The organism is Listeria grandensis, assembly GCF_014322885.1.
Classification (GTDB): Bacteria; Bacillota; Bacilli; order Lactobacillales; family Listeriaceae; genus Listeria_A; species Listeria_A grandensis.
In genome coordinates, this window is record NZ_JAASUG010000008.1 from 70,913 (window position 1) to 94,713 (window position 23,801).

At 40.0% G+C, this 23,801-nt stretch carries 29 protein-coding genes; 26 read left to right on the top strand and 3 right to left on the bottom strand.

All coding sequences use genetic code 11. From position 1 onward, the window contains the following. Positions 1–7 precede the first annotated feature (7 nt). Entirely contained in the window at positions 8–1,414 is a 1,407-nt protein-coding gene (locus HCJ54_RS11585; RefSeq protein ID WP_187137747.1) for an SGNH/GDSL hydrolase family protein, read from the top strand. Between the two features lie 40 nt (positions 1,415–1,454). Continuing rightward, positions 1,455–1,550: a hypothetical protein gene (locus HCJ54_RS15730; protein ID WP_425324806.1), complete on the top strand. Its 96-nt coding sequence runs from the start codon at positions 1,455–1,457 to the stop codon at positions 1,548–1,550. A gap of 83 nt (positions 1,551–1,633) precedes the next feature. Here the strand turns inward: HCJ54_RS15730 and HCJ54_RS11590 are convergent, their stop codons facing one another. Further along, complete coding sequence (locus tag HCJ54_RS11590) at positions 1,634–2,572, bottom strand: L-lactate dehydrogenase (RefSeq protein ID WP_187137748.1); 939 nt, start codon at positions 2,570–2,572, stop codon at positions 1,634–1,636. Positions 2,573–2,834: 262 nt separating this feature from the next. On the opposite strand from HCJ54_RS11590, the gene HCJ54_RS11595 reads away from it, so the two are divergent. The 9 genes from HCJ54_RS11595 to HCJ54_RS11635 all read left to right on the top strand — a co-directional run bounded on the left by HCJ54_RS11595 (position 2,835) and on the right by HCJ54_RS11635 (position 10,171). Further along, a complete protein-coding gene (locus tag HCJ54_RS11595) occupies positions 2,835–3,461 on the top strand; it encodes a 50S ribosomal protein L25/general stress protein Ctc (RefSeq protein ID WP_187137749.1) in 627 nt (208 codons plus the stop codon). Positions 3,462–3,712: 251 nt separating this feature from the next. Then, positions 3,713–5,473, top strand: a complete 1,761-nt coding sequence (locus tag HCJ54_RS11600; protein WP_187137750.1) for a pectate lyase family protein — start codon at positions 3,713–3,715, stop codon at positions 5,471–5,473. Between the two features lie 678 nt (positions 5,474–6,151). Next, positions 6,152–6,349 carry a CxxH/CxxC protein gene (locus HCJ54_RS11605; RefSeq protein ID WP_342354465.1) on the top strand — a complete coding sequence of 66 codons (198 nt, stop codon included), beginning with the start codon at positions 6,152–6,154 and terminating at the stop codon, positions 6,347–6,349. A gap of 56 nt (positions 6,350–6,405) precedes the next feature. Further along, the gene (gene rlmH, locus HCJ54_RS11610; protein WP_185410984.1) at positions 6,406–6,885 is read left to right on the top strand and encodes a 23S rRNA (pseudouridine(1915)-N(3))-methyltransferase RlmH; all 480 of its coding nucleotides are present in this window, start codon (positions 6,406–6,408) and stop codon (positions 6,883–6,885) included. Positions 6,886–7,175: 290 nt separating this feature from the next. Next, positions 7,176–7,463, top strand: a complete 288-nt coding sequence (locus tag HCJ54_RS11615; protein ID WP_187137752.1) for a TIGR04197 family type VII secretion effector — start codon at positions 7,176–7,178, stop codon at positions 7,461–7,463. A 28-nt stretch (positions 7,464–7,491) separates the two neighbouring features. After that, positions 7,492–7,794 (top strand): hypothetical protein, encoded by a 303-nt coding sequence (locus HCJ54_RS11620; protein ID WP_187137753.1) that lies wholly within the window; start codon positions 7,492–7,494, stop codon positions 7,792–7,794. Beyond that, positions 7,781–9,247 carry a T7SS effector LXG polymorphic toxin gene (locus HCJ54_RS15590; protein WP_187137754.1) on the top strand — a complete coding sequence of 489 codons (1,467 nt, stop codon included), beginning with the start codon at positions 7,781–7,783 and terminating at the stop codon, positions 9,245–9,247. Before HCJ54_RS11620 ends, HCJ54_RS15590 begins: the two co-directional genes overlap by 14 nt. A gap of 2 nt (positions 9,248–9,249) precedes the next feature. Further along, positions 9,250–9,684, top strand: a complete 435-nt coding sequence (locus HCJ54_RS11630; protein ID WP_187137755.1) for an SMI1/KNR4 family protein — start codon at positions 9,250–9,252, stop codon at positions 9,682–9,684. Between the two features lie 61 nt (positions 9,685–9,745). Beyond that, the gene (locus tag HCJ54_RS11635) at positions 9,746–10,171 is read left to right on the top strand and encodes a YrhA family protein (RefSeq protein WP_187137756.1); all 426 of its coding nucleotides are present in this window, start codon (positions 9,746–9,748) and stop codon (positions 10,169–10,171) included. 437 nt (positions 10,172–10,608) lie between these two features. Here HCJ54_RS11635 and HCJ54_RS11640 read toward each other — a convergent pair whose 3' ends face one another. Both HCJ54_RS11640 and HCJ54_RS11645 read right to left on the bottom strand, forming a co-directional pair. Continuing rightward, positions 10,609–11,013: a hypothetical protein gene (locus tag HCJ54_RS11640; RefSeq protein WP_187137757.1), complete on the bottom strand. Its 405-nt coding sequence runs from the start codon at positions 11,011–11,013 to the stop codon at positions 10,609–10,611. Between the two features lie 128 nt (positions 11,014–11,141). Further along, positions 11,142–12,095, bottom strand: coding sequence for an AbiH family protein (locus tag HCJ54_RS11645; protein ID WP_187137758.1), 954 nt, complete (start codon positions 12,093–12,095; stop codon positions 11,142–11,144). A gap of 289 nt (positions 12,096–12,384) precedes the next feature. Between HCJ54_RS11645 and HCJ54_RS11650 the strand changes: the two genes are divergently transcribed. The 15 genes from HCJ54_RS11650 to HCJ54_RS11720 all read left to right on the top strand — a co-directional run bounded on the left by HCJ54_RS11650 (position 12,385) and on the right by HCJ54_RS11720 (position 23,793). Then, complete coding sequence (locus HCJ54_RS11650; protein WP_036066030.1) at positions 12,385–13,029, top strand: DUF998 domain-containing protein; 645 nt, start codon at positions 12,385–12,387, stop codon at positions 13,027–13,029. Between the two features lie 32 nt (positions 13,030–13,061). Further along, positions 13,062–14,138, top strand: coding sequence for a threonine aldolase family protein (locus tag HCJ54_RS11655; RefSeq protein WP_185526088.1), 1,077 nt, complete (start codon positions 13,062–13,064; stop codon positions 14,136–14,138). Between the two features lie 111 nt (positions 14,139–14,249). Next, on the top strand, positions 14,250–14,924 hold the full coding sequence (locus tag HCJ54_RS11660; RefSeq protein WP_241433295.1) for a response regulator transcription factor: 675 nt from the start codon (positions 14,250–14,252) through the stop codon (positions 14,922–14,924). Further along, positions 14,921–15,970 (top strand): HAMP domain-containing sensor histidine kinase, encoded by a 1,050-nt coding sequence (locus HCJ54_RS11665; protein WP_187137759.1) that lies wholly within the window; start codon positions 14,921–14,923, stop codon positions 15,968–15,970. Before HCJ54_RS11660 ends, HCJ54_RS11665 begins: the two co-directional genes overlap by 4 nt. Before the next feature lie 142 nt (positions 15,971–16,112). After that, positions 16,113–16,634 (top strand): hypothetical protein, encoded by a 522-nt coding sequence (locus tag HCJ54_RS11670; RefSeq protein WP_187137760.1) that lies wholly within the window; start codon positions 16,113–16,115, stop codon positions 16,632–16,634. Positions 16,635–16,663: 29 nt separating this feature from the next. Further along, positions 16,664–17,257, top strand: a complete 594-nt coding sequence (locus tag HCJ54_RS11675) for a hypothetical protein (protein ID WP_187137761.1) — start codon at positions 16,664–16,666, stop codon at positions 17,255–17,257. 125 nt (positions 17,258–17,382) lie between these two features. Then, complete coding sequence (locus HCJ54_RS11680; RefSeq protein WP_187137762.1) at positions 17,383–18,399, top strand: zinc-dependent alcohol dehydrogenase; 1,017 nt, start codon at positions 17,383–17,385, stop codon at positions 18,397–18,399. A gap of 79 nt (positions 18,400–18,478) precedes the next feature. Next, entirely contained in the window at positions 18,479–19,294 is an 816-nt protein-coding gene (locus tag HCJ54_RS11685) for an AAA family ATPase (RefSeq protein ID WP_187137763.1), read from the top strand. Positions 19,295–19,309: 15 nt separating this feature from the next. Then, the gene (locus HCJ54_RS11690; protein WP_187137764.1) at positions 19,310–19,591 is read left to right on the top strand and encodes a hypothetical protein; all 282 of its coding nucleotides are present in this window, start codon (positions 19,310–19,312) and stop codon (positions 19,589–19,591) included. Positions 19,592–19,606: 15 nt separating this feature from the next. Continuing rightward, positions 19,607–20,110, top strand: a complete 504-nt coding sequence (locus HCJ54_RS11695) for a hypothetical protein (protein WP_187137765.1) — start codon at positions 19,607–19,609, stop codon at positions 20,108–20,110. Continuing rightward, complete coding sequence (locus HCJ54_RS11700; protein WP_187137766.1) at positions 20,107–20,613, top strand: hypothetical protein; 507 nt, start codon at positions 20,107–20,109, stop codon at positions 20,611–20,613. The genes HCJ54_RS11695 and HCJ54_RS11700 overlap by 4 nt, the downstream gene beginning before the upstream one ends. 130 nt (positions 20,614–20,743) lie before the next feature. After that, the gene (locus tag HCJ54_RS11705; RefSeq protein WP_036066021.1) at positions 20,744–21,076 is read left to right on the top strand and encodes a PadR family transcriptional regulator; all 333 of its coding nucleotides are present in this window, start codon (positions 20,744–20,746) and stop codon (positions 21,074–21,076) included. Positions 21,077–21,094: 18 nt separating this feature from the next. After that, positions 21,095–22,087 (top strand): pentapeptide repeat-containing protein, encoded by a 993-nt coding sequence (locus HCJ54_RS11710; RefSeq protein WP_187137767.1) that lies wholly within the window; start codon positions 21,095–21,097, stop codon positions 22,085–22,087. A gap of 15 nt (positions 22,088–22,102) precedes the next feature. Then, positions 22,103–23,035, top strand: coding sequence for an ATP-binding cassette domain-containing protein (locus HCJ54_RS11715; protein ID WP_187137768.1), 933 nt, complete (start codon positions 22,103–22,105; stop codon positions 23,033–23,035). Further along, positions 23,032–23,793 carry an ABC transporter permease gene (locus HCJ54_RS11720; protein ID WP_185410960.1) on the top strand — a complete coding sequence of 254 codons (762 nt, stop codon included), beginning with the start codon at positions 23,032–23,034 and terminating at the stop codon, positions 23,791–23,793. The genes HCJ54_RS11715 and HCJ54_RS11720 overlap by 4 nt, the downstream gene beginning before the upstream one ends. The last annotated feature ends 8 nt before the right edge of the window (positions 23,794–23,801 follow it).

The window sequence follows — 23,801 nt, forward strand, 5'->3', positions numbered from 1 at the left end:
GCACACTATGCCTATCAAAAAAATAACTCGAATCTCAATTCTTCTAAGTGTAGCAATCCTGATATTTAGCTTAGTACCATTTACCCCACAAGCTTCCGAGGCATCTTTCATTCCTACTGTAAATCTAATGACGACCGTAGGAACAGAAATCCAATTACCTAAAGAAGTGAACGAAGCAAATAACCAGTATAAACTATCCAAAGTAGCTGTTCATTGGAATCCGACAGCACCCGAAATATTCGAGAAAACAGGGAAATATGAAATCACAGGTAAAACAATAACGAGCAATCAGGCAGTCAAAGCAATCGTACATGTTTTTTCAAACAGCAAACCAATTAATATAGCTGCGGTTGGAGACAGCATCACATACGGAATGAATGTGGAAAGTCCCACTGTGAACGGATATCCAAAACAATTGAACAATCGATTAGGCCCAAAATACAACGTGATGAATCTCGGAAATAGTGGCAAGACATTGTTAGAAAGCGGAAATGATCCCTATATCAAAACAAGCGAATACACAAATAGTTTAGCTTCGAATCCAGACGCGGTAATCATTCAATTAGGAACCAACGACGCTAAACCGACCAATTATTCTAAAATTAATAACTACGTGGATGATTATCTGAAATTAATAAATCAATACAAATCATTAAGCACAAAACCAATTGTGTACATCTCATTACCCCCAAAAGTTTTTAAAGCAGCCTATTTGATTAATCCAAGTAATGTCGAAAAAATTCTGCCAAAAATAGTTGAAACTGCCGAACGCGCAGGAGTCGATGTTTCCATAATAGATAATAACACAGCCTCACTAGGAGCAGAAGAATTCATACCAGATGGTGTTCATCCTAATGGCAAAGGCGCCGCTATTTTAGCCAATAATGTATACCATAGTTTAACAGGAGAACAGCCCATTTTGACAGGAAAGGTAGTAGCTAAGGTTTATGACACAAGCTATGGCGCAATCAATGCAATGAACGCTAGCCAAGAATTATTTTTAACGAATATAGCCAATCAGAATTGGGTCTCTTTTAAAAATGTTAACATGGACAAGAACATTGGCGAAATAGAACTGATGGCCAAATCACCCTACGATAATGTGACAGTAGAAGTTAGATTGGGGAGCTCAGAAGGTGCGAAAATTGGAAGTAAGTTATTGAAAAAATCGAGCATAAGCACATCAAATATTATACCGATATCTAAAATGACTGGCGACCAAGACGTATTCTTCGTATTCACTAATCCCTCTAGTAATGCGAGCACAGAAATTGCCCAAATGGAGGCAGTAGACTTCAATTATGGTACAGAAGAAAATGGATCGCCACGATACAAAGGTGGAAGCCAATTTCAAAATATAATCGAGCAAAGTTACGCTTCTCAAAACCAATATTTAAATAATGTTTCTATATAAGGGCGGAACAATAAACCCAGAGGGCACATTCAAATTTTATATGTTGGATAAATTAAAGAGTCAAAGCGACACGATGATCGTAGAAGCTTTTGACAAAGCTGGTAAACTATTAGATACAAAAGTAATCAAAAAATAATTCTAAGCAAACAAAAAACACCTGGTTCAGTACATAATCAGGTGTTTTTTGTGCAAAATATGAAACTAGGTTCAAGCTTACTATTAATAATCTTTCATCGCATCATCCAACACTTTTTTCAAAGTCGCTGCTGAATTCGCCATTTGTTCTTTTTCCACGTCATTCAGTTTCATCTCAACAACGTGGCGCACACCTTTACGGTTCACGACAGCCGGCGCACCGATATACACGTCATCCAAGCCATAATGCCCGTCCATATATACAGATAATGGCAAAATCGCGTTTTCGTTATTCAGAATCGCTTTTGTAATCCGGGCAAGTGCCGCTGCAATCCCGTAGAACGTTGCGCCTTTCTTATTGATGATCTCATAAGCTGCGTCACGAACGCTAACAAAAATCGTATCCATCGCGCCTTGCTCGTCTTCCTCGATCCATTCCATAATTGGCAGTCCACCAACCGTTGTATGGCTCCAAGCTGGGAACTCTGTATCGCCATGCTCACCAAGAATGTAACCATGGACATTACGCGCATCGACTTTCAAATAATCCGCAATCGACATCCGGAAACGCGCCGTATCGAGACTCGTACCAGAACCAATCACGCGCTCTTTTGGCAGACCAGAGAATTTCCAGGTCGCATAAGTAAGAATATCAACAGGGTTCGACGCAACTAAGAAGATACCGTCAAAACCGCTTGCCATAACCTCATCCACAATCGATTTCATAATACGTATATTACGGCTCACCAAGTCAAGTCTTGTTTCCCCAGGCTTTTGCGCCGTACCAGCCGTGACAACAACGATATCCGCATCGTGACAATCGCTATAGTTTGCCGAGTAAATTTTCTTAGGAGCTGAAAAAGGTACTGCGTGGCTTAGATCCATCGCATCCCCAATCGTTCTATCCTTATCTATATCAATGATCCCGAACTCTTGCCCGATATTTAGATTCACACAAGCAAATGCATAACTAGAACCAACTGCTCCGTCTCCAACCAAAATGATTTTTTGATGATCTTTCATTTTTAAATTCCTCCTTCAAAAATACGATCTACTAGTACAGTATAACACGTAACCTTCATTTGTGAAACCTTGAACTACTTGAAGTCTCAAAAGTGTTACATAAAAAAGATGTAAGCGTTATAACACAGTTTTTATTAAAAAGAATTCTCTTTATCTTTAGCCTTAAATAGCGCAACGTAAACCCTTATTGTTTCATTTTTTTTCAGAAAGGGTATATGATGGAGGTGTACAACATAAATTGAATGAGTGGAGTGATTTTTTTATGGCAACAACATTAGAGGTCCAAAAAAGAGAAACAAAACCGCATTCGAACATAACGTCTATCCGTAATGCAGGTAGAATTCCAGGTGTTATTTATGGTTACAAGGCAGAAAACGTGCCAGTATCCGTAGACTCTTTAACATTTATTAAAGCAGTTCGAGATAACGGCCGAAATTCCGTATTTTCAGTAACGGTTGACGGAGCAAAATTAAATGTACTATTACACGATTACCAAATAGACCCATTAAAGGGGGACATCGAGCACATCGATTTACTAGCGGTAAACATGTCTGAGGAAGTAGAAGCAAATGTGAGTATCAACTTAGTTGGTGATTCCAAAGGCGTGAAATCTAGCGGCGTCTTACAACAAGTTTTATATGAAATCACTGTTTCCGCTACACCAGATAAATTACCAGAAGTAGTCGAAGTCGATATCACAGATCTTGATATTGGTGATTCCATCGCCGTATCAGACATCCCTAAAAATGCCGATTACGAAGTGATTACTGATGTAGAAGAAGTAATCGCGACCGTATCTGCGCCACGTGTTGCAGATGAGCCAGAGACAACGAGTGAAGTTGCAGAGCCAGAAGCGGTACATGGTTCTGAGGGAACTCCTGATCAATAAAATTTCAACCTTATCATATTTTCAAAAACCGAGTAATGAGGGTGCTAATACCCCTTCGTTGCTCGGTTTTTTTGTTTTGTTCACAATTTAGACACATTTGTTCACAATTACACGAAGGTTTACATAGGTTTTGGAACGGGGAAATAGATTCAGATAAGTAAACAAGCCATTTTTATAAAATGTAAGGTAAAAATTAGGTTGCTAATAAATGATAAAAATTATACATTTTTAGATAATTGGAGGTAGTGAAGATGAGAAAAGGAATATTAGTTTTTTTAAGTTTTGCGTTTGTCTTGATAGTCGGGTTATTCATTCCGGGCACAAGTGCAAAAGCTATGATATTAAATCTGAAACCGGGGACAACGACAGAAATCAAAGCATATAACACCCAAGCCTTACAAACGGCAATAAACACATCAAAAACCGCTATTACGATCCCAAAAGGAAATTTTGAAGTGACAGGAAGTATTATTTTGAAATCAAATGTCACGCTGATTGGAGCAACTACCAATCCGGCCGACTCTAAAATAACGCTCAATAATGGGCCAATGACGACAGAAATCGGTAAGGGCGTTACAACTGTCAACAACTTGCAAATCCGGAATTTCACGCTTCAATACAATGCAAACATGCCAAAATACGATTTTATGCAGCACAATGTTCATGTGTACCAGAGTAATTTGCTCGAGATTGGATCGGTGACTAAGGCAGAATCCACCGCTAATTATCACGCGACCTACAAAAAAATCACAAAAAACAACATTCAGGTGCAAAACATGATTTTAAACGCAAATAAAGTCGGTTCAGCCGTATTAAGTATCGCTAAGGCTAATAATGTAAATATATCCAATAATCAAATATTAAATTCAGGATTACAAAGTGGTGTTACGGCGAGTTATACAGATAACTTGCGAATTGACGGAAATATTGTGCGGCATTCTGGTCGTTCAGGAATTAGTCTGTATCAAGGAAATGGCTCCGCTCGAGGTCCAATCTACATTCGCAACAATAAAGTCATCGATTGGATGGAGCGTTTCGGCGGATACCATTATAATGCCGCTCGTGCCTCTAAAATAACGCCGGATCAAATGGTCGACGGTGGAATTGACAGTTATGGTCCGGCAAATAACTACGTATCTGTGACAGGAAACAGCGTCTACCTTCAAAATAACAACGGAAAACGGATTATCGACAACCAAAAAATCGAACAGAAATGGGGCGTAAAAAACGCTCGATATGTCGGATACACTGGAATTCGCGGGAGCGGCATCCAGCATGCTATTTACCGCAATAATACCGTCACGATCAATAGCCCGGACACGCTCTCCTTTATCACCTTCAACTCAAGATTGCGCAACACGCTGACACCACCCAAATATATCCTAGTTGAAAACAATCATTTTACCGCTCAAAATGTTGGTTTTCCCGTTCGAATTTTTGGTGGGAGTAGTGATAATACGATGACATCAGGGATTGTGATTCGTCAAAATACGTTTAGGATTAACGGCGACATCCCGACATACTATAAAACGCTGATCGATGTTCGCGAGAAGATAGAAGTGATTAACGGTAAACGGACCTATTTTGACACCGCGTTTCTGACTGTAGCGAACAATAAGATTATTAGTAAAAATGTGAAACAAGTGGTTGCAGGCACCGCGATCCGTCCCGTTCCAACTGTTCGCACCGTATATATTGGTAAAAACACACTGAACGGTCGCGCTTTCCAAAATGTTGGGAGCAATTTAGATACAGTTGTTCAACTGCCCAGCTACAAAAAAGGCATTATCAGCGGTGGAATCATGTGGGCCGTGAACGACAAATCAGTTAAGACGATTCAGCTGAAAGACAGTGCTGGCAAAGCGCTCACGAAGCCATTAACGCTGAAAAAGAAAGCACTGATAAATTTCAACTGGAAGCCGATTTACAGCCCGAAACCAAAGTGGATTTGGATAACGAGTAAGATCGGGAGTAAAGTAACGACAAAGAAGATTCCGCTGTATTTATTTTAGAGATGGATGGGGCCTAGATGGATTCTAGGTCTTTTTTTGTGGATATGGTAGAATTTGAAGAGACAGAGATTATGCTAGTGGCGGATGCTGTTTCATCCAAAATGAAGCCGAGCTGAGAGTAGAAGAGAATGATCAGGGCTGTAATTGTCTAAATCTACATATATTTAAGTTGAGAAAGTTATCCACAAAAAAATATAGTAATGTGAATAAAAATATAAGAAGCAATGAATATATAAAACGAAACCCTTTGTGCCATAACGTATAGAAGCGTTATTAACATAAATCTATAAAGGCTATTATTCTGTGCATAACTTGTGGATAACAATAATTTGTGGAATCAATATGTCGTAGAGAACGTACATTCGGGCACGAAATATAGATTTACCTGTGGATATATATATTTATTTTGTGGATAAACTGTGCGTAATAATCTAAAATGCTGGGGATAAGTTTATAAGTGAATAATTTATCTAAAAAATGATAGAAACTAGAAATAAAATACACAAAAACATAGAAATCCGACCTGAAATCGACAAATTAATTAGAAAAGTTTAAATTTGAGTAAGGTATTGGTTGACGATGTGGTTAATTCGACTTATCATAATTAGGTAGCTGTCCAGATAAACCCATCCTTTGAGTAGGTTTATCCACAGTTTGTGTAACAAGAAAGAAGGAATCGTGTTGAAAAAGCCAATTTATAGTTGTGAGGAACATATCGAAGAAGCGCTTGATGACTGGATTTATGAGGTAGAAACGTTCCCGGAATTCAAGTTAGTAAACAACTCTCAAAATCTGTGGATAACCTGTGGATACTGTGAAAATAAAGCGATATATATAGTGGGGAACGAGTGTTCAGACACAAAATATAGAAATTGATTGTGGGTATGTGGATAAATTCTGTGGATAAAATGTTAGTAAAGGGTGAATAAGTTGTGAATATCCAGATTTTAACGGTAGGGAAATTGAAAGAGAAATATTTGATTCAAGGTATCGCGGAATACACAAAACGTCTCGGTCCGTATGCAAAAGTTACGATTACAGAAGTACCAGATGAAAAGGCACCGGAAATATTGAGTGAAGCAGAGATGGTGCAAGTAAAAGCGAAAGAAGGAGAACGAATTTTGGCGAAAATTGCAGATGATGTGCATGTGATTGCCCTAGCGATTGATGGAAAGCAGAAGAGTAGTGAAGAGTTTGCTTCTGGACTGGATCGACTGGCTACCTATGGGAAAAGCAAAGTAGCCTTTGTGATTGGCGGATCTTTAGGTCTTAGCGATGAGGTACTAAAGCGAAGTGATGAAAAATTATCATTTGGAAAGCTAACGTTGCCACATCAGCTGATGAGATTGGTTTTGGTGGAACAGGTGTATCGGGCTTTCCGGATTAATCGTGGGGAACCGTATCATAAATGATGCTATTTTTTTGATGGGAATGGCTTTGTGGAGCTGTTTGTGGAAGTAGTGAATTGGATTCGTTTTTTCAGGGTTAAGTGAGGCTGTATCGGGATGGACTGGTACGCCTCATTTTTGTGTTTCGGATTAAGAGAGGCTGTATCGAGAGTGACTGGTACACCTTGCTTTTGGTTTCTTACACTGTAGTCGTTTCTTTTCTTTCCAATAAAATCAATGGTATAATCAAGGATATGTATGAGAGTATGATCCAATTATTACACAGAAAATCCAACTAGAAAGGAAGCAAAGCGATGTCAAAGAAAATCCAATTACCAAGCGGGCGTTTAGCTGAGCATACCAAAGAAATCGGCAGTAGCGCCAATGATATATCGTTCAATCTACAACCAACGATGTCTTATTCGACGAGTTCGGCACGCCAATTGGTACAAAGTAGTATGGACGCCGCGCACATGATTCAAGCTATGCCAGAAGCGTTCAACAAGGACGTGCAAAATCTAAAAAATGTCGAGCAAGCATTTGTCGCCTCCGAGAAAGCGATAGCGGATATGTGGAGTAAAGCGCTTGATTTAGAGAAATAAAAACGGACATGAGGAGTGAAAAGAAGGGATGAAACAGCAGGAAGAAGCAGTACGAAGGAGTATCGAGAAACGACGAGAATTAGAGGATGTGGAGCGTGAATTCAGACAGTTGAAACGTCAACAAGATGATTTGCTTTCACGAATTGGAAATGCATGGCGGGGAAACCACTCGGAGAACAAACTAGGCGCCATTGCATTAGATTTAGCGCAGGAACAACGCATGACACAAAAGAAACTCTACAACTTAGATGACCAGCTACAAGCAGAACACAAACAAGCAAAAGCTGACGTCGAACGAGCGAAAGAGGCGAAAGCGGATGCCACGCATTGATATAGGCGAAGTACGTTATTTTGTCGAGCAGTTTCTAAGAGAGTCCCAGAAATTAAAGGACGTACTAACAAACTATCGAAAAGCAGTCGCGAAAATAATAGCGGATGGTGACATCAAGGGAGAAATCGCAGACAGCGCGAAGAAATACTACCAAACAGTGCACTATCCGATTATCGATACAACCAAGGCATGTATGACCGATGCTGAAGAAATTCTCAAGAAATACACCACCGATTTTCATAATCAGGTTGATCCATCGATGAATGCGCGAATTGATTCCGATGAATTACAAGAACTCCAAGCCGAAGTCCGAAAATGTCAAAATCGCTATGAAGACTTATTGGTGAAGATGAAATCAATGGCTGGCGGTTCCTCGTTAGGGCAACAAATCGGTATGCAATTAGGGATGCAAACGGCGATGGGGCAATTACAGCATGAAATGCAAATCATTGAACGCTATCTCGACTTTGATATGAGCCACCAAAATGTCATGCAAGATGTGCTGAGCAAGTTGTATCAAGTGAAGCAAGGCTTAGCTGAAATTCAAAGTAGTAAAGCATTCAATACCGTCAGCCACACATTCAACACAAAAGCGCTACATATGGGCTGGCTAGATGGCATGGTAACCGAGAAAAAGCCGAAGCAATATAACTTTGACGACTACACAAAAACGTTGGAGGGCAGCTATTGGGTGCTGAGTAAAAATGGCATCACCGATCAAGAAAGCGCAAAAGCAACCATTGCTTACAACGATGCCATAAAAGATGGTACAATCAAACTAGCCGATGAAGAATCAGGCGACTTTATGACCGATTATATGCTTAATGCGGTTAAAGGCATCAATATGCTGAATCCAGATCAACCATTAACCAAGATGCAAAGTTTCTCCATTATTGCAGGAGTCATGACTGGTATGGTTGTTATCAAAGGTCGCGGCATGGTTTACAAGAAAAGTAATATTAGCAAGGTTGAATCTGAACTTAAAATCAAAGAATATGGTGAACCAATTGTTATTAAAAAATCCATTAATTCTGGATTAGTTAGAAGTTATATTAAGGATGTAGAACAGAGGACGAGCCGTAAGTTGGCTAAAATTCAAATAGATGCTCTAAAGGACGCATTGCGAACAAAAGAGTACACGAAACTGACTCCAGCAGAAACAAAAGCGCACAGAAGCAGTTTCAAACCAGTGAAAAATTCGCTTATTACTGAGTGGGAATTAAAAATGAAGCAGACTTGGCCGACATATACTGAGGAAGTAATATCTAAAAGAACAGGATTACCAGTTAGAAAAGTTGGAGATCCGTATGATGCACATCATATCATAGAAAATACGTTTGGTGGCGAACATGAGTGGTGGAATATGCATCCAGCCAAATTCCCAGACGAACACCAAGCTGGTATTCACGGCGCTGGAGCACCAGCAAAAGAATTGTTTAAAGGAGCGAAATGACGATGAAGTACTCATTTTTACTAGACAAAGAAGAAAATAATTTTTATCCATTAAGAGATGGAATGATCGAAGAAGCTCAGGCTGACTTAGAGTTTGATTTTCCCAAAGAACTAATTGAATTTTATAATGAAGTAGGCTGTGGTTTTATTAAAGGTTCCAAAGGAAATATAAATCGATTAATGGACCCAATTTCCGTAAGAGATTTTCGTATGAAAGAATATGATTATGAATTTTATCCTGACATTGATTTATATGATGATTTGGGGGACGAACTCATATTTTTTGAGGTAGATGAAACAGTTTTAATGTCTATAAAAGTAACTGATGAAGATACTAGTCCTATATTTTATAATGAAACGAAAATTGCTGATTCACTATATGAATTTCTCCAATTAATGTCGAAAGACGATAATTATTATTTGGCATTGACGAAGTAAGACTAGCATATTGAGTAGCTAGTAAGTGCTGTGATTAATAGATATTGAGGAGATTTTTAGGATGTTTTTAGATATATTAAAACAAATTGCGGAGGAACAAAAATCTTTTGACGAAGAACCCGAGCTACCTGCAACTGAGGCTGAAATTTTGGAATTGAAAAAGCAAACTGCTAATGACCAGTCTAGAGACATCTGGTTCTCTGACTATGCAACATTCCTTAAAATAAGGAATGGTCTAGATTATGATGGGCTTGTTATTTACAATGCCAATGATAACAATAATGGATTTATTGCAGCTAATGAAATATGGCATGAAAATGAATGGGAAGATGATTATGTGTTTTTTGGGGATTCCAATATTTCTTGGTATTGTTATAGCAAAATGAACAATACTTTTCTAGAATTAGATAAACCAAGCGGAGATGTCATTGATAAATTTTCATCGTTAAACGAGTTGTTAGAATCTGCTCTCAAAAATGTTTTGTGAGTAGTAATAAAAGCCACAGCATGTACCGATAATGAAATCGCTACATGGTATGAGTTGATAATTATTAGCAGTGAATAGTCCTGGTATACATGTTAGCCCTAAATCGAAATAAAACTAAAAATAAATAAATATTATATTCATGAGTCAATGTCTAACACAAGCATTGGCTCTATTTTTATGCAGAAAGGAGAAAAAATGTATGTATTTTCAATAAAGAACACTTTCAAGAAACATTATGGTTGGAAGGTGTGGGAACTATTCCAGAAGAAGCAATACAAGAACGGATGCAGTTGCTACATCGTCAAGTATTGGACAAAAGCTATAGCCAACATCTTCCCAAGAAGAAGCTAGCAGACCTATTTTTTGTCCGAACATGCCAGTATGAAGCATGGAAAATGGTCGTCATTTCAGATGGTAACACGGATAGCAAAAAGCTTTCAAGAACTACAAAGGAGAGTCCATGAAATCTGTTTCCTACCATCCTTAATGGTGAAAAAAAGCGTATCATTAGCTTGTACTAATTGTAGTTGCTTCAAGCCTAAAATCCAAAACCTAGGATCCCCGTTTTTTGCATGTGGTCTATAGAAGCTAGTTTCTAATTTGTGTGGTTCATTTGCTAGAAGAATACTAGTTTTTATTACCTTGTTTTCTCCACCTTGTGGATGAGTTGAATAATCAATGATGTTTCCGCTTTTAAACAGAAAACGATTAAAACTAGAGGCATCAATAATAGATTTCTGAAGCATTGTAGAAGTGAGCAGGATTAGACAGTACTCTTCAGGATGGAGCTTAAGCATTTCTTCGACCATAGGTTGTTCATTTGAATTAAGTATAAATTCCATTTTGTTTTCTCCTTTGTAGACATTTTTATAATTTGAATAATAATAGGTGCGACTATTAAAGCTCTACTATGAATAGCTAAGTCGATAAGTGCAGAAATAAAGGTATATGCAGCCTCTTCTTGTTGATGTTACGTGAGTTCAAATGTATCAAAATCACCTTTGAACCCACAGTTGATAGCATGCTCTTTATAGGACTCTCTTTCTTTACGGTTATCATTTCCTTGATCATCTATATATATATTTAAATACCAAGTAATACCTTTAGTATCCGTATTAGAACATATATTCTGAATGTATATTAAATCAACTTCAGAGAAGGAGAAGCCTATTGAGTAAATTTGTGTAATGTTTCTTAAATTACTATAAAACATATGATTTTCATCAATTATTTTTTGAGTAGGCTTTCTTAAGAATTGATGGATTTCATTTGTGTAAAAATCTTCGTGATAGATACCTTCATCCACCGTATCATCATTTCCATGACCAACGATAATGGAATTTTCCTTGCTTCGGACACCATGTATGTGTGTTATATTCTTAGCATTGTATAGGATTTCTAGAGTTTCAGTATAATTGAACGTAAGGAACACATCATTTTTTATATCAATTAATTCTTGGAAATAATGGTTTTTGAAATTAATACTATTTTCGATGTCTATGCTACTAATCCAAAGTTTAAAAAAATGAGGAAACATTTGCAGTACTTCCTTGAGGTCAGAGTAAGCATCTTCGTAATTGTTCCCAGTGTGAAATGGATGTAATGTACCTTCTTTATCGTATACATCTGTGATGTCATCATTAATTAAGCTATAGTCTAAGAGGCCAAGTGACCGCTCCATATCATTCCAATCGGAATCTTTATAATTGGTTTGTGATATCAGACTGTCTATAACTCTTACAACATCGTCCTCATTATAAACTATATCACCATCGGGGAGTTGTTGCCCTTCAACCCAGAGGCTTTCGAAGGTATCGGGTGTATATTCGAAATTTTCACGTAAAAAATTTTGGAAATGAATATATTTAGTAGGCAGTCGATGCATTATATCAAAACCATTGCCTAGAATAAATAATTTTTGCACGTTTACCACTCCTTATATATATCATTGTAGAGGAAAAAAGTAGGTAAAGCTACTGTAAAAATACTATCATTGCAATATTCACATAATATCAATCTATAACCTGGTTAAATGAGAGTACATTCCAAAAATATTACGCAGAACCGTATCACAAATAAACCAAACGATTCGAATTATCGAGAATAACCATGGAAACAGGAATTTTTTCACTTATATTACAAGTTTGATTTCTAATCGAGCGTTGTAAATGATAAGATAGGATTTAGCAGGGGGGCTGGAAGGAGGAGAAAGAATGGGATTTTTGAAGCGATACGGATTTTATTTTCTATTATTGGGCGTATTAAGCGATTTTTTGACACCTTATGTTTTGGGTATCTTTTATCCGGGTTTGAACCAAATGACAATGGTTATGAGTGTGTTTGGCGACGTGGAAAGTCCGGTTCGTGGCGCGTTTTTAGTTTGGTCTGTCGTATCTGGGGTATTGTTTGTCCTAGCTTTGCCGGCAATATATCAAACGTTTAGCAAAACATCGCGGACACTGGCTATTTTGCTGGCTTCGGCGATTGGCTTATACGGTATTGGAGATTGCATTTTTACTGGGTTATTCAGCATAGATACAGAGCAAGCAACGTGGACTTTTTCAACGTGGGTTCACAATATTGGCTCAGGTCTAGGTTATGCCGGCTTTTTACTTTTCCCGCTATTTTTAGTGCTGCTTTATCGAAAACAAGGACTGTCGAGCCGTAGCAAAATGTATTTGGTTCTGCTAATCATTAGTCTGATATCTGCTGCTGTCTATGGTTTAGCGCGAATACCTGCGATCAATGATTTGCCGATTTTAGACAAAATTGGTTTTTGTCAGCGAATCAGTTTCTTTTTCAATTACTTACCGATAGTCATCTTTGCTGTAGATCAAATGAAACATAGAAAAGCGTAGTCTTACAATTTGAAGAACGAGGAGAGATTCACATGAATAATGTATTAAAGGATTCATTCAAAAAAACAACGTACAAACTATCCCAACATGGTCCGCGTAACGCAAGTGTTTTACAAGATGCTTTCCAATCCGTCGATGGGAGCCTAGAAAGTGATATTTATGGGGAAGGCGCGGTTATCGAGAATTTCGAAAGCAAAATCGCCGAGTTTTTAGGTGAGGAAACAGCGGTATTTTTCCCTAGTGGAACGATGGCGCAACAAATTGCACTGCGGATTTGGGCGGATCGTAAAGATAACAAAAAAATTGCTTATCACCCGCTTTCTCATCTCGAAATTCATGAACAAGATGGCTTAAAAGAGTTGCAATCCATTGAGCCGTTATTACTTGGGACGGCGGAAAGATTACTAACTATTGATGATATTCGGAATTTAAGCGAACCAGTTGCATGTATTTTGATTGAGTTGCCTCAGCGCGAAATTGGCGGGCAGTTACCAACATTCGCTGAATTGGAGGAGATTTCGCAATATTGTCATGACAACGGGATTAAGATTCACCTCGATGGTGCGCGTTTATGGGAAGTAACGCCGTATTACAACAAGTCGGAAAAAGAGATTTGTGCGCTGTTTGATAGTGTGTATGTTTCTTTTTATAAAGGAATTGGCGGTATCGCGGGTGCTATCTTGGCTGGTAGTGCGGACTTTACGGACGAGGCGAGGGTTTGGAAACGGCGTTATGGCGGGGATTTAATTAGTTTGTATCCATATATTTTATCAGCTGATTTTTATTTTGATAAACGCATCGGCAAAATGGGGCAATACTATGAGGCGGCGAAGGAGTTAGCGCAAAGGTTTAACGCTTGCAATGGTGTGAGCACGGTACCGGAAGTGCCTGTTTCTAATATGTTTCATGTTCATTTTCAAAAGTCTGCGGAAGTTATCGAGCCGGTCTTGGCAAAAATCCATGCGGAGACGGGTGTAGGGTGTTCGGGGTATTTACAGACGAAACCTGGAGATACGTGCGGGTTTGAGTTATCCATCGGGGATGCGATTGCGGAAGTTCCAACTGAAAAATTGGATCAGGTTTTTGAAATGTTAGGGGCTATAAAATAACTTTATGTAGGGTCAATACTGCTTAGAGCGGTAGTGGCTCTTTTTTTTAGTAGAAACAATTTATCAACATTTTAAGTGTATAATAGAATCAAAATGGTCAAGGAGTTGAGAATGTTGATTAATATTTTAGTGGTTGAGGATGATGTGAAGCTGAATCATATTGCGTGTGCGTACCTTTCTAGTAATGGCTACGGAGCGAAAGGTTGTACAAACCCGCAAGAAGCTTATGATTTAATGTATAGCAATCGATATAGTTTAATTATTTCGGATATCATGATGCCCAAGATTGATGGTTTTGAATTTGCGGAGACGATTCGGTCGCTTGATAAGGATATTCCGATTCTTTTCATGTCGGCGAGGGATGATTTAACGGCGAAACAAAAGGGTTTTAGAATCGGAATAGACGATTATATGGTGAAGCCGATTGATCTTGATGAACTTGTTTTGCGCGTGACGGCGTTGCTTAGACGGGCGAATATTGCTACAGAGCAGAAGCTAGTTGTTGGAACGCTTCGCATGGATGCAGCGGCACTCACTGCAATGATTGGTGAGCAAGAGGTTCCGATTACGGTTCGCGAATTCAATGTGTTGTATAAGTTGCTTTCATACCCAAACCAGGCTTTTTCACGGGCGCAACTGATGGATGAATTTTGGGGAATAGAGAGTCAGACGAGTCTGCGCGCAGTAGATATTTATATTACAAAAATCCGAAATAAATTCTCGGCGTGTACGGACTTTAAAATAGTAACGGTGCATGGAATCGGATATAAGGCGGTCTTAGTATGAATGCTAGCAGCTTGAAAAAAGTGAGTCGCTTTTCTTGGATTGGATATATTGGTGTTTTGCTCGCGCTTGGTGGTTTTGCGATGTTGCCAGCTGTGATGTTTGGCGCCGATATTTTAAAAGAATCAGGCCCTTATATTGGTTGGTATATTTTGTATTGGGCGATCATTGCCGCGATTTTCTGTTTTTTCACGGGGTATCAAAAATATATGGCTTTCGATAAACCGATGCGCGAATTAAGTCAGGCTACAAAGCAAGTGGCGGAGGGAGATTTCACAGTATACTTGAAGCCGATGCATAAGGCGGATAAGTATAATTATATCGATGTGATGTTCCAAGATTTCAACAAAATGGTGGAGGCGCTCGGATCACTGGAAACGATGAAAACTAATTTTGTAGCGGATGTGTCCCATGAAATCAAAACCCCATTATCGATCGTTCAAAACTACGCGACGGCGCTTAAAAATGAGGAAATTGGACCGGAGATAAGAAAAGAGTATGTAGAAACAATTATTACGGCTTCGCAAAGTTTATCCGTTTTGGTAACCAACATTTTAAATCTGAACAAGTTGGAAAATCAGGGAATTCAGTTGCCGGATGAACCGTATGATGTGTGTCGCCAACTTTCTGATACGATTCTTTCTTTCGACAATTTGTTAGAGAAAAAGGGAATAAGCGTGGAGGTGGATATGGAAGAACAAGTATCCATTTACGCCGATCCAGATTTAATGGAAATTGTTTGGCGGAACTTACTGTCCAACGCGTGGAAGTTTACAGAGCCAGGTGGTGTTATCAGATGCAAGCAAACCTCGACGGAGAATTCTGTAAGCGTGGCGATTTCTGATACTGGCTGTGGGATGGATGAGGAGACAAGGAAACGGATTTTTGAGAAATTTTATCAAGGTGATTCTTCGCATTCGAAAGAGGGGAATGGTTTAGGGTTGGCGCTTTCTTTGCAGGTCATTAAACTTATGGGCGGAACAATTACAGTGATGAGTGAGCTTGGCGAGGGCGCTACTTTTATTGTTACGCTAAATGCTAGATATTAAGAATAACAGTCTTGGGTTCGAAATAGGAATTCTGGACTGTTTTTTTGCGTGCGAATTAACATTTCAGAAACATTTTAAATGCAAATCGCAAACATTTGTTTATTAAGATGGGTGTATCAAGGAAGGCAAGGGAGTGCAGAATATGAGTACTAGAGCAGACTTTGTTGGTTATGAGTACACAGATATTACGATAAATCAGGATAAAGAGTCATTATTTGTCGATGGCTACACTAATTTCGGTTGGGATTTGGATAGCATCACCAAGCCGGTACAAGCTTTAGCAACTTTGAAAATTAAGTTCAAGCGGGATCGGAAAATTCGTAATAAGGCGGAATTGACGAGATTGCAGCGACAATTCGACGCGTGTGTGGATGAAATGGAGCAATTGGAGCGTTCGAAAAAAACGACGGCGCGGATTGTGGCGTATGGCATTGCTTTAGTGGGAACGATTGGTATGGCGTGTTCCGTGTTCGCTGTTACGAGCGGACTCATCACACTTTCCATCATCTTCGCCATTCCAGGAGTTCTTGGCTGGTTGCTACCGTATTTTAGCTACAAAAAGTTATACCAGAAAAAGGCGGCTGAAATCACGATTTTGATGGATCAGAAAAATGAAGAGTTGTACGAAGTGAGCAAGAAGGCGAATCACTTGTTGTCGAATTAATACCAATTTTGAAAAAGGGGCGCGGGGATGTGAGGGACAGATATACAAGATGTATGTATTTTACAACGATTGCCGTGCCGTTCAACGCGATGCTAGCGATTGGGAAAATGGTTTTAGGTGTATTTTCACTGTCTTTTATTCTCGTTATCAATGCTTTTTTCAATATTGGGATGGCGGTTGCGAAATATCTGGCCGTGAAAACGCATCGCATGAGTAGTATCACCGAGATGGATCAGCGGAAATCGTATCGTAGCATTGGTTGGATGATTTTGTTTTCGAGTATCATGTTTATCGTGTTCTGCAGTGTGTTGACGATTTCCAATATGGCGATTAAATATGATCCGCACCTCGCTGTCATCATTGCGACCGTGACCTTTACGGAATTGGTGTTATCGATTCAAGGGATTGTGAACGCGCGAAAAGATAAGAAATTAATGATGGAAGCGGTGAAACTGACGAATTTTGCATCGGCTTTGATTTCGTTGGCTCTGACGCAGGCTGCCCTCTTGTCTTTTACTTATGATGGGAATGCAGTTGGTTATAATATGATTTCTGGGCTCCTTTTCGGGACAATTTCAGGTTTTATCGGCATATATATGATTTTGAAAAGGAGGTTGGTGTGATGTTAGGATTTCAAATCACATTATTGATCGTTGGTATGGTGATACTCTATATTTCCATCGCTAATATATTTGAGATGTTGAATAAAAAAACGCATAAATAAAATAAGAAATGAGGAGAATGTCATATGAAAGCAGCAGTTTATTATGGAAAAGAAGGTATTCGAGTAGAGGAAAAAGCAATTCCGCAGGTTGGGGAAAAGGACGTTTTGGTGAGGAACCTTCGAGCGGGGATTTGTGGCACGGATATTAATATTGTGAGAGGCGGAGCTTTGGATCGCGGTATTAGCATTGGTGCTGAGTTTGGGCATGAGATGGTTGGTGAAGTGGTTGAGATTGGAGAGGCAGTGGCGAATGATATTGCGAAAGGAATGATCGTTGGGATTAATCCTGTGACGGCGAAACGAGCGGGACGTCGGCAGTCGCTTGAAGCATCGGGTTTCTCAGAGTATGTGTTGATTGAAGACGCGGCGCTGAACTATAATTTGTATGATATGGGCGAGGATTGTTCGCTAGAATCGGCAGTATTAATGGAGCCGATGAGCGTTGGGAGACATGGGGCATTTCGCGCCAATCCAAAGCCGACTGATAAAATTGTCGTGCTGGGCGCGGGGCCAATCGGAATGTCTGCGGCGGCGAGCTTGATCGCAGAAGGATTTCCGAATGTCTGTGTGGTGGACACGAACGACTGGCGATTGCAGAAAGCCGAGCATCTTGGGGCGAGCGTTTTAAACACGATGAAGCAAGATTTAGCGACAGGGTTAAGCGAGCAATTTGGTGAAGTAAATGTATATGGGCAAATGGTTCCTGACGTGGATATTTTCATCGATGCAGCGGGTGCACCAGTTTTGTTCGAGCAAGTGATGAAAATCGTTAAACCAGGCGCAAAAATCTCGATTATCGCGGTGTATAAGGCTGAAGTGCCTGTGAGTCTGGCACAAGTGATGTCTAAAGAAGTTAGCATTCAAGGCGCGAGTGGCTACACAGATGGTGATATTCGCAAAGTAGTCGATCATATTATCAACAAGAAAACCGATATCGCGACGATGGTGACGCAAGTTTTTAAATTAGACGATATCGAAGAAGCCTTTCGTGTTGCGATTAAAGGAGAAGGAACGGTAAAAGTGATTGTTGATTTGACGTAAAAATGGATAAAATGAGCCACTCGGAATTTGGGTGGCTTTTTTGGTATAATGGGTTTAAAGCTAAAAAGGAGTGCCGGCTATGCAATATGTCAGATGTTTCGAGTTGTCGAGTGGTTCTGTTACGAATCCGAATATTTATCCATACAATATTTTGCGCGAGAAATCGGGTGGGCTATTTATTTTTGATACTATCACTATTTTATACGGGAATAATGGCTCTGGTAAGTCGACATTGCTAAATCTCATGGCGACGAAGTTAGGTGTTGCAGGCGCTGAGCAGAACAAAGCGTGGAGTAAGATTGATTATTTTTCAAATTATGTGGCAGAAAGTAAGGCGAGTTATGGAACCACAGAAGATGGCACTCGTGACCTTGCGATTCCGGCGAATAGTCGCTATATTAAGAGTGAGGATATTTTATATGAAGTGAAGAAAATCCAGCAAGAGGCGATTTTGCGTGAGGGTTATATGTATGAGCGTGGCCGGCTAGGGCAAACGAAGGAGGAAATCGCGGAGCATCGAGAATCTTATGCGATGAAAAAAGAAATCAAGCGCCTTCAGTTTGCGCAGGAGAAATATTCTAATGGTGAAACGGCGATGCAGATTTTTGAGGATTATATTGTGCCGGATGGGTTTTATTTATTGGATGAACCAGAAAGTTCGCTATCACCAGAAAATCAAATGAAATTGGCTGAAATTATCAACCAAGCAGCGCGGTTTTTAGATTGTCAGTTTGTGATTGCGACGCATTCGCCGTTTTTATTGGGCGCACTATCGGGGACGATTTACAATTTGGACCGAGATGGCTTGCAAACGTGTGCTTGGACGGAGCTTGAGAATGTGCGGTTGTTAGAACGCTTTTTTCATGAACGGCAAGATGCTTTTCGTAAGCGCTGAGAGAGGAGAATTAATATGATAACAATGGTAAGTCATGGCTGGCGTGTGCATTCGGAAAAACGGGTGCGCATTTATCAAGAGGAAGACGGGAATCTTGCTATTTTTCTAGATATGAAGGAATTTGGTGACCCTGCGCCACTTTTAATTGATTTGACGGACCAATCAGCAATCATCGCATCGATGCCGCATTTGGTCGAAAAAGTAGAGGTGAAATTGGCAAAAGAAATCGTGATTACGTGGAACACCGAGCCTTTCAACTTATCAGCGACGGAAGGAATTTACGAAGATACTAAATAAAAGGGGAATAGTCCGATGCAACCAACGAAAACAAAAGATCCAATCATTAAAATCAATTGTTGGCTACTAATCGCATACTCTATCGTTGAGATGATTATTTATCTCCTATTCTTTATTCTTGGAAAAGTCGCTACCAAATATTTAAGCGGATTCATCGATCAGATGGCTAGTAACTATATCGATTTCGCCTTTCATGAGCAGGTAACAAAATTCGCGAGTTCCTGGTTGATTAACCTTATTCTTGACTCTTTCGTATTTACAACGGAGATATTCTTGGTTTTTAGTGTAGTTAGAATTATCGCGGCGAGCCTTATCTTGAAGCAAAAACGACTGTCTTTCCTGTTCGTTATCGCGATGTTTGTATGGGAAATCTGGATTTCAATCACCGCCATCATTTTTGTACCACTGCTCACAATCATAGCCTTAATCGGGAATATTGGTTTGTTCCTCCTCCTCATTTTTAGGAAGGAATACCGATTGCTTGTATTTACTAAATGGAAACGAGGATTCGACAGATGAAAAAAATAGCAGTCCTTATTCTAGGCTTATTAATCCTTGCTGGGTGCGGCCTTTACACAGATATTGAGGAACAGGTAGAACAAACAACGCCAAAAATCACATTGAAATCAACGCCGAGCACGAAAATAAAAACCTCGAGAACGGACTTTCAGTGGAATGGTGCGACGGCCTCTGCGGAATACCCTGCACCGCAAGATTTTTTGAACTACCAAACAATCGTTCAAGTAAAGAACACGGAGAAAGTCCAAATCGTGGTTCAAGAGAAAGTGAAGGTAGGAATAATGGAAACGGCATATTTGAGTAATATGGTGCTAACAATGATTCCTGAATCTGGAGAAGACGTCATAAAAATTCCGCTGAAAGAGGTAGAATCGGGAATTTGGCAATTTCAAGTGCCGTCTAAACCGAGGAAATATATGTACACACTGAAAGAATTTTATAGTGCGGGGCTGGATATAAACTATTATGTCACCTACTATTTTGGCCTTGAAGTAACGAGCTAACAGAAAAGAATTTTTTTGAGCGTATACCTTGATTGGTATGCGTTTTTTAATGCGTAATAGTATCATGTTTAATCTATTACCTTGACTGTCATAGTAATATGGTGTATATTATACTCATGGAGGCGATCACATGGCTGATAAAAAACTTTCCTCTGACCTACTGAGAGGACATACCGATACGATTATATTGAAGTTACTGATGAGCGGCGATAAATATGGATATGACATTTTGAAATTGATTCATCTTAATTCAGACGGGGAATATGAACTGAAAGAAGCCACGATGTATTCCAGTTTGAAGCGTTTGGAGAAAGAGGAATGTATTTCTTCTTACTGGGGCGACGATGCTACCAAGGGTGGACGGCGAAAATATTATACATTAACCGAAAAAGGCGAGGAACTATACGCAGAAAATAAACGGCAGTGGGAATCGGCAAAACGCATTCTCGAACAACTATTATGAGGAAAGAGGTTAGGAAAAATGAATGAGAAATTAATTGGGTATATTGATGGGCAATTCAGTGCATACGAAGATACAGCCGAAATTAGCGAGCTGAAAGAAGAACTTGTGCATGATTTACAAGAGAAATACGGGGAGTTAGAGGAGCAAGGCTATGACACCGAGGAAGCATATGAGTTGACGATTCATTCGCTAGGCGATATTTCAGAGGTCATTGAAAGCATTGGTGTGAAGCGGAAGATGTCACTGGAAGATAATCCAGTTTGGCAAGAAATTGAAGAAGCGAAGCAACGTGCAGCGAACAATGACGGAACGATCAGAAGAAGAGTGCTAGAAGGCTTTAATTTTAGTAATTCTGATTTGAGAAATAGCCGGTTTGATGAGGGCGAATTTCGTAGTATAAATTTTAAGCATTCTAATTTAGCTGGGGTTAATTTTGATCATCGGGTGTTTATTGATGCTAAATTGGACTATGTGAATCTAACTGGCGCTTCTTTTGAGCAGGCGGAGTTTCATAACGGTTCTTTAAAAGGTGTGTACGCTAAAAAAGGTGAGGGATCGCCGAGCTTTAGAGGCGCTTTTATGCAAGGAGTTAATGTTTCGGTTGCCTTGCTAGTAGGCGCAGATTTTAGCTATGCGAATTTGGCTAACTCGAAATTTAATGCTTCTCAGCTTACACATACGTCGTTTGAAGGCGCGGATTTGACGTTTGCTGAATTGAAACAATCTGGTTTGAGCAAGACGAATTTTGCCAATGCGATATTTGACCAAACGGATTTTAGTTATTCTGATTTATCAAAAATGAACTTTGACGGTGAAGTGTTTAGGGGTACTATTTTCAGAAGTACGGGGCTTGTTGGCGCGAGTTTCCGGGATGCGACGTTTGAGAATGTTTCTTTCAAAGGAAGTTATGTGAAACGTGCGGATTTCACTGGTGCAGTAATGGATATGGCGTCTTATGAAAGCTTGAAAACGAATCGAAAAGCGGATCTTAGCGGGATAATTCTAATGTAAAGGAAGGTGTGTAAAATGGTGCAAAATACGATTTCTGTCCATAATTTGGAGAAGTCTTATAAAAATGTGGAAGTGTTGAAAAAAATCAGTTTCAACGTTGAAAAAGGCACGGTTTTCGCGTTATTAGGATCAAATGGTGCTGGGAAAACAACCACAATTCGGATTCTAGCAACGCTTTTGAAGCCGGATGGTGGCGATGCACAGATTTGTGATGCGGATGTCGTGAAGCAGGCGAATTTAGTGCGCGCGGCAATTAGTTTAACTGGGCAAAATGCGGCGGTGGATGAGATTCTGACTGGGCGCGAGAATTTGCGATTGATTGCGAAATTACGGCATTTACCAGATGCAGCGGGAATTGCGGACGAGTTGTTAGCGCGGTTTGGCTTGACGGATGCCGCAGATCGGGCGCTTTCGACGTATTCTGGTGGGATGAGACGCAGACTGGATCTTGCGATGAGTTTGGTTGGGAATCCGGAGGTAATCTTTTTGGATGAGCCTACAACGGGGCTAGATCCGCAGAGTCGTTTAGCAATGTGGAAAATTATTCGGGAGCTCGCGAGCAATGGAACAACGGTATTTTTGACGACGCAGTATTTGGAAGAAGCGGAGCAATTAGCGAACCAGATTGCTATTTTGAATGATGGTAAAATCGTGGCAAATGGGACGGTTGCTGAGTTGAAGCGGATGTTGCCGAACGGTCATTTGGAATTGCGTTTTGCAGAGGAAGGCGAGGTTATGGCGGCAAACGCGGCGCTGATTGACTTCAATCCGACTTTGAATGCGGATGAGCAGTTGGTAACGGTAACGATTGATGGTAGCACGACACAATTAATGGCGATTTTAGGGAAGCTGGAAGCGGCGAATATTGCAGTGCTTGAGTTTTCGCAAAAATCGCCGACACTAGAGGACGTATTCCTCACAATTATCGATAGAAAGGGTGAAGCATGATGCGGAATAATTGGAATGATATGCAAGTAATGGTTGGGCGCAACATGAAGCATGCCTTTCGAAGTGCGGATACGATCATTACGACGATTGCGATGCCACTGATGATTATGTTGATGTTTGTATATGTTTTTGGAGGTTCGATTGATACAGGTTCGGAAAATTATATTAACTATGTCGTTCCGGGGATTATGTTTTTATGTATCGCGATGGGGACGACGTATACGGCGGTAAGGTTAAGCCATGATGTTACCACAGGAATTATTGACCGTTTCCACTCGATGCCTATTGCTAAATCGTCTATTTTGACGGGACATGTTGTGACGTCCGTTGTTTTCAATTTGATTTCGACGCTTGTGATTGTTTTGGTAGCGTTCCTTTTGGGATTTAGACCAGAAGCAGGATTTGTTGGATGGCTCGTCGTTATTTTGATTTTGCTGCTGTTCACGTTGGCGATGACATGGATTGCCGTGATATCAGGATTGCTCGCAAAAAGCCCAGAAGGATCGGCTTCGTTTAGCTATCTCATCCTGTTGCTACTATTCATTAGCTCGGCTTTTGCACCAACGGATTCGATGAACAAAGTCGTGCGGGCATTTGCAGAAAACCAGCCGATGACGCCGATTATTGAAAGTGTTCGTTCTCTCCTAGTCGGAAACGTGAATACCGGCGAAGTTTGGACGGCAATTGCGTGGTGCGGAGGGATTTTCATTGTTGCGATGATAGCTTCGATGCAAATCTACAAGAGGAAAACGGAATAGCGAAAAAG